This is a genomic window from uncultured Desulfovibrio sp. (assembly GCF_902477725.1).
Taxonomy (GTDB): Bacteria; Desulfobacterota; Desulfovibrionia; order Desulfovibrionales; family Desulfovibrionaceae; genus Desulfovibrio.
Genome location: NZ_CABSIF010000003.1, coordinates 92,764 through 107,908, shown reverse-complemented (window position 1 = coordinate 107,908; position 15,145 = coordinate 92,764). Strand labels below are relative to the sequence as shown.

11 protein-coding genes are annotated in these 15,145 nt (G+C 60.6%); 3 read left to right on the top strand and 8 right to left on the bottom strand.

Annotated elements, in window-relative coordinates:
* Positions 1 to 296: 296 nt before the first annotated feature.
* Both hemW and RDK48_RS03310 read left to right on the top strand, forming a co-directional pair.
* Positions 297 to 1,586, top strand: a complete 1,290-nt coding sequence (gene hemW / locus RDK48_RS03315) for a radical SAM family heme chaperone HemW (protein WP_298997881.1) — start codon at positions 297 to 299, stop codon at positions 1,584 to 1,586.
* A 378-nt stretch (positions 1,587 to 1,964) separates the two neighbouring features.
* Entirely contained in the window at positions 1,965 to 2,648 is a 684-nt protein-coding gene (locus RDK48_RS03310) for an Mpv17/PMP22 family protein (protein ID WP_022659083.1), read from the top strand.
* A 120-nt stretch (positions 2,649 to 2,768) separates the two neighbouring features.
* On the opposite strand, the gene RDK48_RS03305 is transcribed toward RDK48_RS03310, so the two are convergent.
* The 7 genes from RDK48_RS03305 to RDK48_RS03275 form a co-directional block, all read right to left on the bottom strand.
* Positions 2,769 to 3,071 (bottom strand): hypothetical protein, encoded by a 303-nt coding sequence (locus RDK48_RS03305; RefSeq protein ID WP_298997884.1) that lies wholly within the window; start codon positions 3,069 to 3,071, stop codon positions 2,769 to 2,771.
* 3 nt (positions 3,072 to 3,074) lie between these two features.
* Entirely contained in the window at positions 3,075 to 4,235 is a 1,161-nt protein-coding gene (locus RDK48_RS03300; RefSeq protein WP_298997886.1) for a glycerate kinase, read from the bottom strand.
* A gap of 95 nt (positions 4,236 to 4,330) precedes the next feature.
* Positions 4,331 to 5,692, bottom strand: coding sequence for a gluconate:H+ symporter (locus tag RDK48_RS03295; protein ID WP_298997888.1), 1,362 nt, complete (start codon positions 5,690 to 5,692; stop codon positions 4,331 to 4,333).
* A 151-nt stretch (positions 5,693 to 5,843) separates the two neighbouring features.
* Positions 5,844 to 6,839 carry a 4-hydroxythreonine-4-phosphate dehydrogenase PdxA gene (pdxA, locus tag RDK48_RS03290; protein WP_298997890.1) on the bottom strand — a complete coding sequence of 332 codons (996 nt, stop codon included), beginning with the start codon at positions 6,837 to 6,839 and terminating at the stop codon, positions 5,844 to 5,846.
* A 48-nt stretch (positions 6,840 to 6,887) separates the two neighbouring features.
* Positions 6,888 to 8,219 (bottom strand): four-carbon acid sugar kinase family protein, encoded by a 1,332-nt coding sequence (locus tag RDK48_RS03285; protein WP_298997892.1) that lies wholly within the window; start codon positions 8,217 to 8,219, stop codon positions 6,888 to 6,890.
* Between the two features lie 37 nt (positions 8,220 to 8,256).
* On the bottom strand, positions 8,257 to 9,027 hold the full coding sequence (locus RDK48_RS03280) for a DeoR/GlpR family DNA-binding transcription regulator (protein WP_298997894.1): 771 nt from the start codon (positions 9,025 to 9,027) through the stop codon (positions 8,257 to 8,259).
* 359 nt (positions 9,028 to 9,386) lie between these two features.
* Complete coding sequence (locus tag RDK48_RS03275) at positions 9,387 to 9,692, bottom strand: hypothetical protein (protein WP_051135428.1); 306 nt, start codon at positions 9,690 to 9,692, stop codon at positions 9,387 to 9,389.
* 192 nt (positions 9,693 to 9,884) lie between these two features.
* Between RDK48_RS03275 and mutL the strand changes: the two genes are divergently transcribed.
* Complete coding sequence (mutL, locus tag RDK48_RS03270; protein ID WP_298997897.1) at positions 9,885 to 11,903, top strand: DNA mismatch repair endonuclease MutL; 2,019 nt, start codon at positions 9,885 to 9,887, stop codon at positions 11,901 to 11,903.
* A gap of 86 nt (positions 11,904 to 11,989) precedes the next feature.
* Here mutL and RDK48_RS03265 read toward each other — a convergent pair whose 3' ends face one another.
* The gene (locus RDK48_RS03265) at positions 11,990 to 14,806 is read right to left on the bottom strand and encodes an FAD-binding and (Fe-S)-binding domain-containing protein (RefSeq protein WP_298997899.1); all 2,817 of its coding nucleotides are present in this window, start codon (positions 14,804 to 14,806) and stop codon (positions 11,990 to 11,992) included.
* Positions 14,807 to 15,145: the final 339 nt, after the last annotated feature.

Below are 15,145 nucleotides of genomic sequence, written 5' to 3'. Positions count from 1 at the left end.
CTGCTTCTCCTGAAAGTGCGTTGCGTACAGCCGCCAGCGCGGTGAAAGATGCGGCAGAAGGCCGCAGGGCGCTTGCGCCGTGTTCCAATTGGTGAATATACTTCGCCGCCGCGTTTTTGCCAAGGGCGGGCAGCCGCCCGCGCGCGGAATTCCCGGCACGGCGGCGGATGCGGGCATATTCCTTGCAGCTCTTGTTCAAATCTGTTGCCAGCTTGCTGCAAAACTGGCTTTTCCTTGTTCCGCAGGGCCTTACGCACAGGCGGAGCGTCGTTTTTTTGTCACTCACAGGATCGCTTATGCTGCTTTATATACATGTTCCCTTTTGCTCCACACGCTGCCGCTACTGCGCCTTTCATTCAAGCCCGCTTGGGCGCGGCGTTGATGCGGCCAGCTCCCCCGCCGTGCGCGACTATGTGGATACCCTGTTTCTGGAACTGGCCCACTGGGGCGACCAGCTTGGCGGCAGCGAAGTGCAGTCTGTCTTTTTTGGCGGGGGTACGCCCAGCCTGCTTTCGCCGCGCATCATCGGCCTGACCATGGAGCGCATTAACAAGTATTTCAGGCTCGTTCCCAAGGCCGAGGTGACGCTTGAGGCCAATCCGGAATCCCTGCGCGGCGGGCACCGCGCGGCCCAGTATCTGGATGCGGGCATCAACCGCCTTTCCATCGGCGTGCAGAGTATGGACGAAGGCATGCTGCGCATGCTGGGCCGTCCGCACAAGGCGCAGGACAGTCTGCACGTGGCCTTTTTGGCGCGCGAGGCGGGCTGCGCCAACATCAATCTTGATCTCATGTGGGGCCTGCCGGGGCTGAGCGTGCGCCAATGGCTGCAAACGCTCAAAGATGTTATCCGCATGACCCCCGACCATATTTCCGCCTATGGCCTCACGCTTGAGCCGGGAACCCCGCTGGAGCTTGATGTGGAAGAGGGCCGCCTGACCCTGCCGCCGGAGCGCGACCAGAACATCATGTTCATGGAAGGCGCTGCCATGCTTGAGCAACACGGCTACCTGCACTATGAAATTTCCAATTTCGCCCGCATGGGGTTTCAGTGCCGCCACAACATGGGCTACTGGGAGGGGGAAGACTATCTTGGTCTTGGCCCTTCGGCCACGTCCACCATCAACAACCGCCGCTGGACAAATCCGTCAAGCCAGGCCGCTTGGAACGCCCGCACCCGCGAAGGCAAACTGGCCCAGACTGTGGAAGAACTCACGCCCGAAGCACGCGTGCTTGAGCTTTTGATGCTGCGCCTGCGCACAGCGCGGGGTCTACGCGTAAAAGAGTACCGCGAAATGACCGGGCGCGACTTTGTGCGTGATCACCAGCGGCTGGTGCAGGCCCTGCACGAAAACGGGCTTATCCGCATCCGGCAGGGCTATATGCGGCTGACCCGTAGCGGTATGCTGGTTTCCAACTCCATTCTCAGCAACATGTTTGCCCGCACCCGCGAGGTGCTCAAGCAGGCGGCGCTTTCCGGCGGGCTGAAGCCCCAGGCCGTTGAATCTCCCGAAGGAACAGTAGAGCAGAGCGCGCTGCATGAAGACAGCCCGGAAATCCGCCCGGTGCGCTGGCCCAGCGCCTGATTTCCGGTCAGGAATAGGGCCGCTGTGCAGGTTTGCGCAAGGCCGGTGTTTACGCGGGGCAAAAATGCCACTAGTATGCGGCAGCCGGTCTTGACGGTACCCCCCTCCGTCTGCTCGGCTGATGCGAATTGCCCGCCTTGCGCGGCTATGGCTGATCCTTCCCCGCCGCCTGCGGTTACGCGCGGCGCGGGACCAACCGATTTGGGCCTGTTCACGCTATGGCTCTTTTGCTCCCTGCCTGCGTCAGAAAACCTTTTTATTCCAGTTGAGTACCCAACGGACACTCCTTTCATAAAAAGGCTTCCATCCCTGGCAGAGAACAAAATTTCTCACAGCGTCAACACTCCCTGAGCGTCAACGAGAATACGGAGAGAGGGTATGCGGCAAAAGGATTTTGTGGTTTTAGGCGTTTGTTTGGCGGCGTTCGGTTGGCTGGCTTTTGGGCCAGGGGCGCTTGAGGGCTTTATCAGCCTGACTGCCCAGTATCCTTTTGGCATGAGCTTTCTCAAGTTTGCCATTCTGGCTACCCTTGGCGAATGCATTGCCCTGCGCATTACCGCAGGTGTGTATAACAGGCCTGGTTTTGGCGTTTTGCCCAAGGCGATTATCTGGGGTTTTCTGGGCATAGGCATCAAGATTGCCTTTACCGTGTATGGCGCGGGCACGTTCAAGCTGCTCAACGAAATGGGTCTGCTTTCGGGCGCTCCCACGACCTTTGGCGCCAAGCTGCTCATGTCTTTTTCCATCAGCGTGCTCATCAACACGTTGTTCGCCCCGGTGCTGATGATTACCCACAAGCTCACCGACCTGCACATTGCGGCCACCGGCGGCACGCTCAACAGCTTGTGCACCAAGCCTGACGTGGCGGCCCTGTTCCGCACCATCGACTGGAATTCCATGTGGAGCTTTGTGCTCAAGAAGACCATTCCCTTCTTCTGGATTCCCGCGCACACCATCACCTTTATGCTGCCCGCCCACTTTCAGGTAGTGTTTGCGGCGGCGTTGGGCATTGCCCTGGGCGTGATTCTGGCCTTTGCGGGCCTGCGCGCCAAGAAGGCGTAAACAGAAAAGATATCTTTGCGGGGTGAGCTCCGCAAAAGATCATAAGCATAATAAAAGACGGCCACTCCCAACGAGTGGCCGTCTTTTATTATGGCGTGCGCCTCGGGGCGCGGTGGCACATCAGAAAAACAGGCCGCTCTGCCGGATAATCTCCTGACCGTTGGGCAGCGAGGGCAGCAAGGTGGCCGCCATTATGGCGTAGTGTGTTACCGTAGGTTTGAAGCCGTATCGTGGCGTGACAAAGATAAATAGCATGCACAGGGCAGCCGCAACAAAGACCAAGACGTTGGCTTGGTTCGAGCCCAATGGCAAGGCAGTGACATACAGCAGGGCATACATGCCCCACGCCGCCAGCATGGCGCAAACAAAGAAAATATTGAAGCCGGGGTGTGCGCGCCAGCTTTGCCTGTAGGCGGTCAACATATGCTATTCCCTTGCGCCCGAAGCGCCAATGCCAAGTCCCATGGAAAGGATGGCGGCTATGTTGCGCGCGGCCCTGCGCAGATTTTCATTGCCCTCGGTAAGGGCCTCGTCAATGGTGCAGGGGCGGTAGAGTACGCTTGAAACCGCGTCGATGCCGTGGGCAAAGACAGCGTCCACATCGGCCCGCAGCGAACCGCCAATGGCGATCACCGGCTTGTTGTGGCGCTTTGCCACGCGGGCAACGCCCACAGGGGTCTTGCCAAAGGCCGTCTGCCCGTCAATGCGGCCCTCGCCGGTAATGACGATATCAGCGTCGCGCACGTGCGCGTCCAGCCCCACGGCTTCGGTCACAATCTCACTGCCGGGGCGCAGCCGCCCTTTCAAAAAGGCAAACATGGCCGCGCCCATGCCGCCAGCAGCGCCAGCGCCGGGCAGGTCCGCCATGTCCACGCCAAGGTCGCGGCGCGCAATGGCCGCAAAATTCTGCAAATATCCGTCGAGCTGCTGCACCATTTCAGGCGTGGCCCCTTTCTGCGGGCCAAAGATGGCCGATGCGCCGCGCGGGCCGCACAGGGGATTGTCCACATCGCAGGCAACATCAATGACGCAGTCGGCAAGGCGGGCGTCAAAGGCAGACATGTCTATGCGCGCAAGCCTGCCAAGGCCCATGCCGGTGGGCTCGATTTCCTGCCCCTGGCCGTCCAGCAACCGTACTCCCAGAGCCTGAAGCATGCCAGCGCCGCCTTCGTTGGTGGCGCTGCCGCCAATGCCCAGAATGAACTTGCGCGCGCCGGCATCCAGCGCGGAGCGGATAAGCTGGCCCGTGCCGTAGCTGGTGGTATTGAGGGGATTGCGCAATTTGGGCGGCACAAGGGCCAGACCGCTGGCTGCGGCCATTTCGATCACTGCGGTTTTGCCATCGCCGGTCAGGCCGTAGAAAGCATCCACCGGGTCGCCCAGCGGGCCGCGTACCGTGGTGTCCACCCGGCGGCCTGCCGTGGCTTCAACCATGGCTTCCACGGTACCTTCGCCGCCGTCCGCCACAGGAACCTTGACGTAGACCGCATCGGGGAAAACCTCGCGGAAGCCGGATTCGATGGAAAGAGCCACTTGCAGGGCAGACAGGCATTCCTTGTACGAGTCGGGCGCGATGACGATCTTCATTGCTGATTCCTTGCTGGGGCTGGCGGTGGAAGACAGGGCACTGATCTATAATAGCGCCGGGGCCTGTGAAATACCAGACCCCGGCGCAGCGGTTCTTACAGGAACATGGAGAGCAGCAGCGTGCCGAACAGGCCAAGCACGGAGGCTATGGTAGTGCCAGCCGTATAGGTGGCGTACATGGAACCCATGGGGATACCAAGGGATTCCTTGACGAACCAGAAGCCGGAGTCGGTCACATGCGAAGCGCCGGTTGCGCCAGCGCCGATGACAATGGCCATGAGGGCCGGGTCAATGCCGGGGTTGCTGCTGAGCACGGGCAGGATAAGCCCGGCGGCGGTCATCATGGAAACTGTGGCGCTGCCCAGGGCAAAGCGCAGGGCAATGGCGATAATCCAGGCCAGGATCAGGGGGCTGATCTGGATGCTGGTGAGCACCTGCTTGAGCACAACGCCCACGCCACTGTCGGTGATGATCTGGTTCAGCGCGCCAGCCGCGCCAATAACCAGCATGATGGAGGCCAGAGGGGCCATGCCCTGCTCGCTGAAACGGCCCAGCTGATCCCAGTTGAAACCGCGCTTGAGGCCAAACACGATGTAGGCCACCACTGCGGAAATGAACAGGGCGATCATGGGCGTGCCAATGAAGTTCACGTAAGGCATGTAGGCGGGCGGATTCTGCTTGTCGATGGTCAGTTCCACCACAGTCTTGGCGATCATGAGCAGCAGGGGCAGCAGCATGACGAAGAGCGAGCTGCCAAAGGGCGGCAGTTCAGATTCCTTGCGGGGTTCGGTATTGGCGTACACGCCGGTCAGCGGCACGGCGGGCAGGCGCTTGGCAATGAACTTGCCGTAGATGGGGCCTGCAATGCTGGCGGCGGGCAGGCCCACCAGCAGACCGAAAAAGATAACCTTGCCCACGTCAGCCTTGAGCAGGTCGGTAACGGCCATGGCGGCAGGGTGCGGCGGCACGATGCAGTGCACCGTGGTCAGGGCCACCACAAGGGCCATACCCACCTGAATGAGCGGCAGCTTGGATTCCTTGACGATGGAGAACATGAGCGGCGTCAACAGGATGATGCCCACCTGAAGAAAAACCGGGATACCACAGATGTAGCCCACAACCATCATGGCCCAGTGCGCTTTTGACTGGCCGAGGATGTTGATGAGCGTCCGCGCCAGCCTTTCGGCTGCGCCGGAAACTTCCATCAGTTTGCCCAATATGGCCCCCAGAGCCAGAATGGGCGCAAGAAAGCCCAGCGTTTTGCCAAGGCCACCTTCAAAGGCCATGACGATCTTGGCCAGTTCCATGTGGTGCGTCAGCGCCAGAAACAGGCTTGCTGCGGTCAGGGATACAAAGGCATGTATTTTGAAGCAGATGCACAGCACAATGACTATGGCGATGGAAATGCAGAGCATGGTCATCGAATAGCCAATGCCGAACGATTGGACGGCAGTCATCTCAACCTCCGTGGTGTGGTTGCGACACGGCCCGGGCAGTGCCCGCGCCGGTAAAAGTTGGGGGAACGGTTGACGCTCTTACTGTTTGTTCTCTTGTTTTACTCTGCTCGTCCTCCGGATGCGGTGCGCAGTTCACATCCTCTGCCGCAAATCAGGCCCTTTTGAAGCTGGGCGCGTATTCCGCTGCAAGGCGGATGGCTTCCACCATGCTCACGGCGCTGACCTTGCCTGTTCCGGCAATGTCAAAGGCTGTGCCGTGATCCACCGACGTGCGCAGAATGGGCATACCCAGCGTAAGTGAAATGGTGCGCTCAAAGTCCACCATCTTGGTCGCTATGTGGCCCTGGTCGTGATAGAGCGAAAGCACGGCGTCCCACGCGCCCTTGAGGGCAAAGTGGAACACAGAGTCCGCCGGGTTGGGGCCGTGCACATTGAACCCCTGACGGCGCGCTTCTTCAATGGCTGGAACCACCTCGGCGTCTTCCTCATTGCCAAAGAGTCCGTGTTCGCCGCAGTGCGGGTTGAGCCCGGCCACCACCATGCTCGGATTCTCCAGCCCCAGCAGCTTGAGGGCGCTGGTGCAACGGCTGATGTAGTCGAGCAAACGGTCTTTTTTGACGGCGCGGCAAGCATCAATCAGCGAGAGATGCCGGGTGAGGAAGAACACGCGCAGGCTGTGCACCTGGAACATGGTCAGCGGATCCTTTGTGCCGGTGAGGTCGCCAAAGATTTCGGTGTGTCCGATATACGGCACGTGGGCTGCCTTGAGGGATTCCTTGTTGATGGGCGTGGTAGCCACGGCGGCGGTTTTGCCCGCCATTGTCAGCTCGATGGAGGCCTTGATGTATTCAAAAGCCGCCTGGCCGCACTGGGCCTGCACCTTGCCGTAGGCAAAGGAGGCCAGGTCCACGTTGTCCATATTGATGATGTTGGCAGCGCCCTCGCGCCAGCCGTTGAGATCCGTATCAACCTCGTTGAAATCGAGGTTGACCTTCATGATTGCGACGGCGCGGCGCATGATTTCGGTATTGCCCACCACCAGCACGTTGGCCATGTCGGTGACGGCAGCATCTGCCAGCGAGGCGGCCAGAATTTCCGGCCCAACGCCTGCGGGGTCGCCCATGGGGGCGCAAATCAGGGGTTTCATTTATCTGTTCCTTGTTGGTTATGAACTTGCGTGGGTGCGGCGCAGCTGTCAGGCGGGCCGCTTGCGGCTTGAAATTTTGGTGAACAGGTATTCCATGCATTCCACAAGGCTGTCCTTGTCGCCCACAAAGCCGCCCTTGGTGATCATGGGCAGGTCGGGGTGTTCGCCGCCGATGATGTGGCCGTACACGGCAAGGGGCAGCACCATGATCCGCACGGAAAAGCCCCCGGCCTTGAGCGTACGCATGACGGAAACCGTCACTTCGCCGCCCGAGGTGTACAGGCCGCCGATGCGCAGATTTTCGTTCTTCAGGGCTTCCTGAGCCACATGAGCCAGAGCCATATTGATGCGGCGCGAGATTTCGCTGGGCGCGATGCCGAGGGTCTGGGACATTTCCTGCATGGAGAAAACGTCTTCCTTGCTGGCGGCGGTGCACACGCCAAGAACCTTGGCTTCTTCGGGCGCGGCAAAGACGGCCTCCAGCACGCGGCGGCACTCCGCCTGTGATTCGGCCTCGCCAGCCAGCACCTTGCGCACATTCATGGACACGATGTGGCAGGGGTGGGCCAGCCGCAGGGTTTCCAGCTGTACTCGGGTCAGTTCGCTGGTGCTGCCCACAGTGAGGAAGATGCGGTTTTCAAATTCCGCACGGGGGGCCTCAATGCGCGCTGCGGCAAGCTCCGATGTGAACGGGCCGGGATCCAGCGACACCAGCGGATAGGGCGCATCGGCCAGCGACTGGGCAATCACGGCAATGTCGTCGTCCGATACGGCATCGCAGACCACGGCGCGGCACCCTTGGGCACGTGCGGCCTCAATGGTTTCGCGCACGGCAGCAGGCCCGGCCAGCACCTTTTCAAGCGACACGAAGCCGCATGGCAGGGAAGTCTGATCGGCGATGATCTTGAGCACTGCCGTGTGGTGCACGGGGGTGGCGGCGTCCTTGGCGATGGGCGAGCGCTCCAGCGGCACGCCATGCACAATCTGGTATCCGCCCACGCAGATGCGCCCCGAATGGGGATAGGACGCCACAAGCACGGCCAGGGTCTGGCTGTGACCGTGGGTATCGTCCATGGCCTTGATGGCGGCCTCAAGCTCCGCACCCACATTGCCACGCAGGGTGGAGTCTATGCGCTTTGAAACAAGCGCGGGCTTTTCCTTGTTGAATTCTGTTACGGCGTCATACACCGCTTTATAGGCGTCTTCGCGGTGCAGAAGGCGGCTCTCGGCATTCAGACAAACGGCGTCGCACTGTGTAAATTCTTTGGGGTTCCAGTGGGCAAGGCCCAGGCAGGTGGCGCTGGAAAAGCCCTTGGCGGCAAGCAGCGCACCATTGTCGTTGGCTCCCGTAAAGTCGTCGGCAATAACAGCTATGATCATACAGACACCTTCCGGTGATTTTGTGACGGCGGCGGGCTTAGTCGGCGAGGCACAGGCGCGCGCCTGCTTCTTGCAGGGCGGCGCGGGCTTCGGCGGTCAGGCCGCTGTCGGTGATGATGTGGTCAAAGCGATCCACCCCGGCCACCAGCCAGGGGCTGAACTTGGCATACTTGGACGCGTCCGCAAGCAGAAATGTTTTGTCGGCGCTGGTCATGAGCTGGCGCTTGTAATGCATTTTGGCGGAAGTGCTGGTGGTGACGCCGTGGTGCGCGTCCCATACGTTGGTGCCCACAAAGGCCATGGTGAGGCGCAGGCCGCGCAGGTAGGCCACGGCATCACTGTCGTTGCAGGCGCGGCTGACGGGGTCGATAAGCCCGCCGGAAAGAAAGACGGAGATACGGTCGCAGCCCGAAAGCAGCAGGGCTATTTCCAGATCAGGCGTGACAACGCCGAGGCTTGTGAGGGGCAGGGTGGGCAGCAGGCGGGCCAGCTCAAGGCTGGTGGTGCCCGCATCCAGGGCAATAAAGTCTTCGTTTTTGATAAACTGGCAGGCGGCTCGGGCTATGGCCTGCTTGGCTTCAAGCATGGAAACGGCCTTGCGGGCGCGGGGGATGTCGTTGGCTTCAAAACACAGAGGCACGGCCCCGCCCCAGGTGAGTTCAAGCTGGTTGCGTTCTTCCAGTACCTTGAGGTCACGGCGCACAGTCATGGTGGAAATGCCCAGCGCTTCGGCAAGTTCGCGAGTATTGACCGCGCCCCGGTTTTTGATGAGGCGGGCCATTTCTCTGCGGCGTTCTGCTGGCAACATGGCGGCTCCGGCGTGTGACGGGTGTGTGTTAATTTTGTTTCAAATTTGTTACTTTGTGTTATGCTCCTGAAAGGAGGCATCGTCAAGGTAGCCGGGATGATTTTGTGATATTGACAAGTATTTTTTATGTGTGTTGTCAAAAAATGTTGTTTTTTGTTAATTTGTGCGGCGACAGCCAGAGCTGTGTGTTCTGCCCCTCAAAGGACAACAAAAAAGCCCAGAGAATCCTCTGGGCTGGAAAAAATAGCGCTGGCTGCCTGTGTACCGTATTGCCTGCGGCAGAACGCAAAAAGGCTGCCGGGCACATGATCCGGCAGCCTTCTGCTAGGGTTTACGCGGGCGGGGTAGACCCGCGCTGGCTATGCGTTGCCGAAGAATGGGGGGCGGCGCGTCTGCGCATCGCCGCTGACCCGGAAAATCTGTACCGTATACTGATCTTTGCCGCTGCACATGGGACAGCCGTCTGTGACCAGCATGCAGGAAGAATCAAGTTCAAGGGGGTCAATGCCCGCCAAGCTGAGGATATGAGTGGCCTTGCCCTGCTCCCACATGACGGGCGAGCCGCAACGGGCGCACTCAACATAGAGCAGTTCAGGGTCAAATCCCGCGGGCACAGGGGTGCCGCGCAGCGGTTCGGCAATGGCTTTCAGTGTGTTGCTGTACATAGAAACCTCCCGGCTTGCTTTGCGTGTTGCCAGAAGCCTGGCCGCGCGCATACGCAGCCTCGTCTTCCATACATAAGCACAGCGTGCGCCGAGGCAAGCCCTGCCACGGGAATTTATTCTCCACGCGCAGCCGCGCATGCGCCGCAGGCGGGGCCGCTTGCCTTGTGGAGCGCGCCCGAATACACTGGGCTTATGTCTGAAAAATATCGTCATATACGTTTGCTACCGCCTGAGTTGCGCAATCAGATCGCCGCTGGTGAAGTGGTGGAGCGCCCTGCCAGCGTGCTCAAGGAGCTGGTTGAAAACAGCCTTGACGCCGATGCCGCGCAGATCGACGTTTGCCTTGAAAACGGCGGGCAAAGCCTTATCAGCGTGCAGGACGACGGGTGCGGCATAGCCGCAGCCGATCTGGAACTGGCTGTCACCCGGCACGCCACGAGCAAGATTGCCAGCCTGTCTGACCTTGAGCACATCAGCTCTTACGGTTTCAGGGGCGAGGCCCTGCCGAGCATTGCCTCGGTTTCCCGTTTTTCCATTACCTCTGCGGTGACTGACCCGGACGGGCAGACACAGGCGCACAGGGTTGAGGTGGAGCACGGCTTGCTGACGGTTTCCGCCCCGGCGGCCCTGCACCGGGGAACGCGGGTGGAAGTGCGCGATCTTTTTTCCAACATACCAGCACGCTTGAAATTTTTAAAGACCCCATCCACGGAGTTCAAACGTGCGCAGGACTGGCTGGCCCGGCTGGCGCTGGCCCGCCCCGCCGTGGGCCTGAGCCTGAGCTCCGGCGAGCGCGAGGCACTGCGGTTTTTGCCGGGGCAAAGCCTTGCCGACCGCCTTGGCGTGCTCTGGCCCCGTTTGATTGTGGAGGCGCTGCGCCCCTTTGACGGCACCCGCCACGGTATCCGCGTGCGCGGTCTGGCCGCCCTGCCCAATGTGAGCCAGCCGCGCGGCGACCGCATGCTGTTTTACGTCAATGGCCGCGCGGTGACGGACAAGCGCCTGCTTGCTGCTGTGCGTGAGGCCTACAAGGGCCGTATGACCAGCCGGGATTATCCGCAGGTAGCACTGTTTGTGGAAATGGACCCGGCAGAAGTGGACGTGAACGTACATCCCGCCAAGTCTGAAGTGCGTTTTCGGGATGAGTCCGCCGTGTTTTCCGCTGTGCTGCATGCCGTGCAGGGGGCACTGCTGACCTCCTACGATGTGGCCGAAAATCTGTGGCCGAACTCGCCAGAAAGCGACACTGCGGAAAGCGTCCTTGCGCCCTCTGCCCAAGAATCAGCCCCGCGTCCGCAGGGTTTTTGGGGCAGGCTGGACAACCCGCCACTTATTAAGGCGCAGGAGCGGGACGACAGGCCGGACGAGGAATCCTCGTGGCAGGCCCGGTTGCCCGAATCAGACGCAGGCTCGGATAGTGGAGCAAGCTGGTGGGGCGATTCTGTTCAGAGTGATGCGGTATCTGCCCATGAGCAAGCGCCCGCGCAGAAAGAAAGCGCCCTGTTTGTTGCCGCGCCGGAAGATATTTCTGGCCTTGCGGAAGCGGCCTCTGCCTATGCGCACCAAACTCCTGACGCTGTCCCGTATCAGGCTGCGAATACGGCGGGCGAGCACAGTGAAGCCATTTTCCCACCCGCGCAGGAACGCCAGCCCTTGAGCGTTGGGCAGTTTGCCTACCTCGGGCAGGTGGCGCTGACCTATCTGGTATTGCGGGATGCATCCGGCGCACTGCTGCTGCTCGACCAGCACGCGGCGCACGAGCGGGTGCTGTATGCCCGTTTGCGGCGCGGTGGATTCGCCGGGTCTGGTCAGTTGCTGGCCCTGCCGCTGGATCTGCCCCTGCACCCGGCTGAAACGGAACGTTTTTTTGAATTGCGGCCCCGGCTGGAATCTCTGGGCTTTGCCCTTGAGGTCAGTGGCGGCAACCTGCGCGTCAACGCCATGCCCCCGGTGCTCTCCCGCGCCGAAGCCAGGGACTTTTTGCGCGAGGCTCTTGCCGGGCGTAAGGATGATCTGGCCGACATGTTCATATCCATGTCGTGCAAGGGGGCCATCAAGGCTGGGCAACGCCTTGCGGATGACGAGGCCGCCGGGCTGTTGCAGCAGTGGCTGGAGACCCCCGACCGCGAATATTGCCCGCATGGCCGCCCCTGCGTCTTGCGCTGGGACGCCGCCGAACTGGAAAAGATGTTCAAGCGGCGGCAGTCGTAAAAGGCAACGCCGTCAGGCGCGGCATCTCCATTTCCTGCACATAAAACAGCGGGCGGCTCTCTCATGAGAACCGCCCGCTTTGCTGTTTATTCGCTGGCTTCGTCAACCAGATAGACGATGGAATAGTAGGGGATGCCGCCGTGCAGCGACAGGCCGATCTGGCAGGTGCGGCTGGATGAATAGCCCACCTCGCAGGTGCTTACCTGCATGCGCAGGCCCTTGAGCGCGGCCTCGTTGAGTTCGGGATGCGTAAAGCCACGGTCGCCCGCCCAGCCGCAGCAGTTGATGCCGTCCGGCACGACCACGGTTTCGGCGCACTTGCGGGCCAGTTCTTCCAGCTTGCCCTCAAGGCCCATCTTGCGCATGGAGCAGGTGGCGTGCAGGGCCACGGTCTTGGGCAGCTTTTTGAGTTTGAGCGTATCCATGAGGTTCTCAAGGATAAACTGCACAGGCTCCATGAGTTTGATGCCGGGGTCGAGGGTCTGCTTCATGTGCAGCAGGCAGGGGCTGGTTTCGCACAGCACGGGGTATTCGCCATTGTTGCTGGCCTGGCGCAGGGCCTTTTCCAGCTCCTGTTCTTTCTTGTGGGCGGCGTCTGCGAGGCCCTTGCTGGCAAAGGCCATGCCGCAGCACAGCTTGTCCAGATTATTGGGCAGAATGACGTCATACCCGCCCTTGAGCAGCACGCTGATGACGGCTTCCGGCTCTGTACGGCGGTCGCTGTGCTCCTCGCCGGGGCCCATGTTGCGGGCGATGCAGCTGGGGAAGTAGACGACCTTCTTGGCGTTGCCCGAGTATGGGGTGGGCAGATAGACCGAGCCCCCGCCCTTGGGCATGTTTTTGTTCCACAGCGGCACCTTGTTGAAGGTCAGGCAGCGCAGAAGGCGCGAGCCGTCGCGCATGATGGTGGTGCCAAGGGCGCGGTGCAGGGCGTCCACGCTGTTGAGCGCAATGGACATGGCCTTGCAGGTTCCCGCAAAATGGTCGGCAATGGTTCCGGCAATGCTCTTGCCGAGGGAACCGGCGTCCTTTTTGCGCAGGCTCTTGATGAACACGCCCGTATCCACGCCTGCGGGGCAGCGCGGGCGGCACAGGCTGTCTGTGGCGCAGGTGGCCTTGCCCATGTATTCGTAGCCCTTTTGCAGCGTTTTCAGTTCGCTGCTATCAGGGGCAACCTCGCGCAGGCGGCAGATTTCGCGGTAAACGGTGATGCGCTGGCGCGGCGTGAGCGTAAGATCGCGCGAGGGACAGACAGACTCGCAGAATCCGCATTCCATGCATTTGTCCACCAGTTCGTCGGCGGGGTGCAGGGGTTTGAGGTTTTTGAGATGCCCCTGCGAATCGCTGTTGAGCAGCACGCCGGGGTTGAGGATGTTCTTGGGGTCGAGCAGGCTCTTGATGCTCTTCATGATGGCGTAGGCCTGGCTGCCCCACTCCAGCTCCACAAAGGGCGCGATGTTGCGGCCAGTTCCGTGTTCCGCCTTGAGCGAACCATCGTACTTTTCCGTAACCAGCTTGCAGAAGTCTTCCATGAATCCCTTGTAGCGGGCCACTTCTGCCGGAGCGCCAAAATCCTGCCAGAAAACAAAGTGCAGGTTACCGTCGCGCGCGTGGCCAAAGAGCGGGGCCACCGTGTAGCCGTGGCGGGCAAAAAGATCCTGCAGGTCTTTGGCGGCCTCGCCCAGCCTGTCGAGGGTAAAGGCCACGTCTTCAATGACAATGGAGGTACCCACGGGCCGCATGCCGCCCACCGAGGCCAGAATGCCCTTGCGGATGAGCCACAGCTTGGTGAATTCCTCGGGTTTGTCGGTAAAGGCGTAGGGCCGCACAAAGGTTACGTTGCTGAATGCCGCATTGATGGTGGCGATGTTCTTTTCAAGCTGCTCGTGGGTGGATGCGCGGGTTTCCACCAGCAGGGAACAGACGTCGTCGTCCAGGGTTTCCAGCCCCTCGGGCAGGCCGGGGGTGCCTTCCACCGAGCGCAGGGATGCCCTGTCCATAAGTTCCGCAGCCGCAACGGGCAGCGTTGCCACGGCAGAGGCCAGATCACAGGCGGCCTTGACGGTGGGCAGAAGCAGCAGGGCTGAGGCCTTGAAGGGGGCCTCCTCCACCGTGCGGTAGGTCACTTCGGCGATAAAGCCCAGCGTGCCTTCAGAGCCGACCATGACGTGCTGCAAAATTTCAAAGGGATCTTCGTAATCCACCAGGGCGTTGAGGCTGTAACCCGTGGTGTTCTTGATCTTGAACTTGCGCCGGATGCGGTCGGCAAGCTCGGGATTGTCCATGATCTGTTTGCGCAGGTCGGCAAGGCCGTTGAGAATATAGGCGTGTGTTCTGGCAAAGGCGGCGCGGCTTTTGGCATCCGCCGTGTCCAGCAGGGTGCCGTCTGCCAGCACCATGCGCGAGGAAACAACGGTCTTATAGGAGTTGTCGGAGGTGCCGCAGCACATGCCGCTGGCGTTGTTGGCAAAGATGCCGCCGATAAGGCAACTGTCGATGGAGGCCGGGTCAGGCCCGATTTTTTTGCCAAATTCCGCCAGAATCTTGTTGGCCCCGGAGCCGATGATGCCGGGTTGCAGGGTGATGCGCTCGGCGTTTTCACCCACGCGCCAGTTGCGCCAGCCCTTGCCTATGCGCACAAGGACGGAATCGGACACCGCCTGACCGGACAGGCTGGTGCCGGCAGCGCGAAAGGTAACAGGTACGCGCATGCGGTCGGCCAGGGCCACCAGTTGCACCACTTCTGCCTCGTCCAGCACGTCCACCACGATCTTGGGGATCAGGCGGTACACGCTGGCGTCTGTGCCGTAGGCCAACAGGCGCAGGGGATCAGTATGGATGCGGTCTTTGGGAATAAAGTCCAGAAGGGCTTCTTTGAATTCTTTGTAGGGAGAAGCAAGCATGGACAAACCTCCGTGGCGGTTCATGCCGTCATTGGGTGGGCGCCTGAAACAGCGCTGGGCGGGGAATTGCTGCCGTTGAAACCTGGACGGGAACCCCGGCATTTTTACAAATGCGGGATGTGCTGATCTGGAGATGACAATGGATTACCAATAACAATTCTCGGCTCGGATTGCTACTGTTTTACAATCAAAAAGCACTTCGGCCTGCGCAATCCTTGTGCCCCTGCCGCCCCTGCGTTACAAAAAAGAAAAACAGTTTGCTGATTTGATTTACAGCATTCCAGCGTCTACCGCCGGGGTCGCTGGCGTTTTTGCGTATCGGTTTGAACATGCGGGATG

What these genes read in the sequence shown, in the direction of transcription:
- RDK48_RS03275 (WP_051135428.1), bottom strand. Translation starts at nt 9,692, where the DNA reads ATGTACAGCAACACACTGAAAGCCATTGCCGAACCGCTGCGCGGCACC.
- RDK48_RS03295 (WP_298997888.1), bottom strand. Translation starts at nt 5,692, where the DNA reads ATGACTGCCGTCCAATCGTTCGGCATTGGCTATTCGATGACCATGCTC.
- RDK48_RS03265 (WP_298997899.1), bottom strand. Translation starts at nt 14,806, where the DNA reads ATGCTTGCTTCTCCCTACAAAGAATTCAAAGAAGCCCTTCTGGACTTT.
- pdxA (WP_298997890.1), bottom strand. Translation starts at nt 6,839, where the DNA reads ATGAAACCCCTGATTTGCGCCCCCATGGGCGACCCCGCAGGCGTTGGG.
- RDK48_RS03285 (WP_298997892.1), bottom strand. Translation starts at nt 8,219, where the DNA reads ATGATCATAGCTGTTATTGCCGACGACTTTACGGGAGCCAACGACAAT.
- RDK48_RS03305 (WP_298997884.1), bottom strand. Translation starts at nt 3,071, where the DNA reads ATGTTGACCGCCTACAGGCAAAGCTGGCGCGCACACCCCGGCTTCAAT.
- RDK48_RS03280 (WP_298997894.1), bottom strand. Translation starts at nt 9,027, where the DNA reads ATGTTGCCAGCAGAACGCCGCAGAGAAATGGCCCGCCTCATCAAAAAC.
- mutL (WP_298997897.1), top strand. Translation starts at nt 9,885, where the DNA reads ATGTCTGAAAAATATCGTCATATACGTTTGCTACCGCCTGAGTTGCGC.
- RDK48_RS03300 (WP_298997886.1), bottom strand. Translation starts at nt 4,235, where the DNA reads ATGAAGATCGTCATCGCGCCCGACTCGTACAAGGAATGCCTGTCTGCC.
- RDK48_RS03310 (WP_022659083.1), top strand. Translation starts at nt 1,965, where the DNA reads ATGCGGCAAAAGGATTTTGTGGTTTTAGGCGTTTGTTTGGCGGCGTTC.
- hemW (WP_298997881.1), top strand. Translation starts at nt 297, where the DNA reads ATGCTGCTTTATATACATGTTCCCTTTTGCTCCACACGCTGCCGCTAC.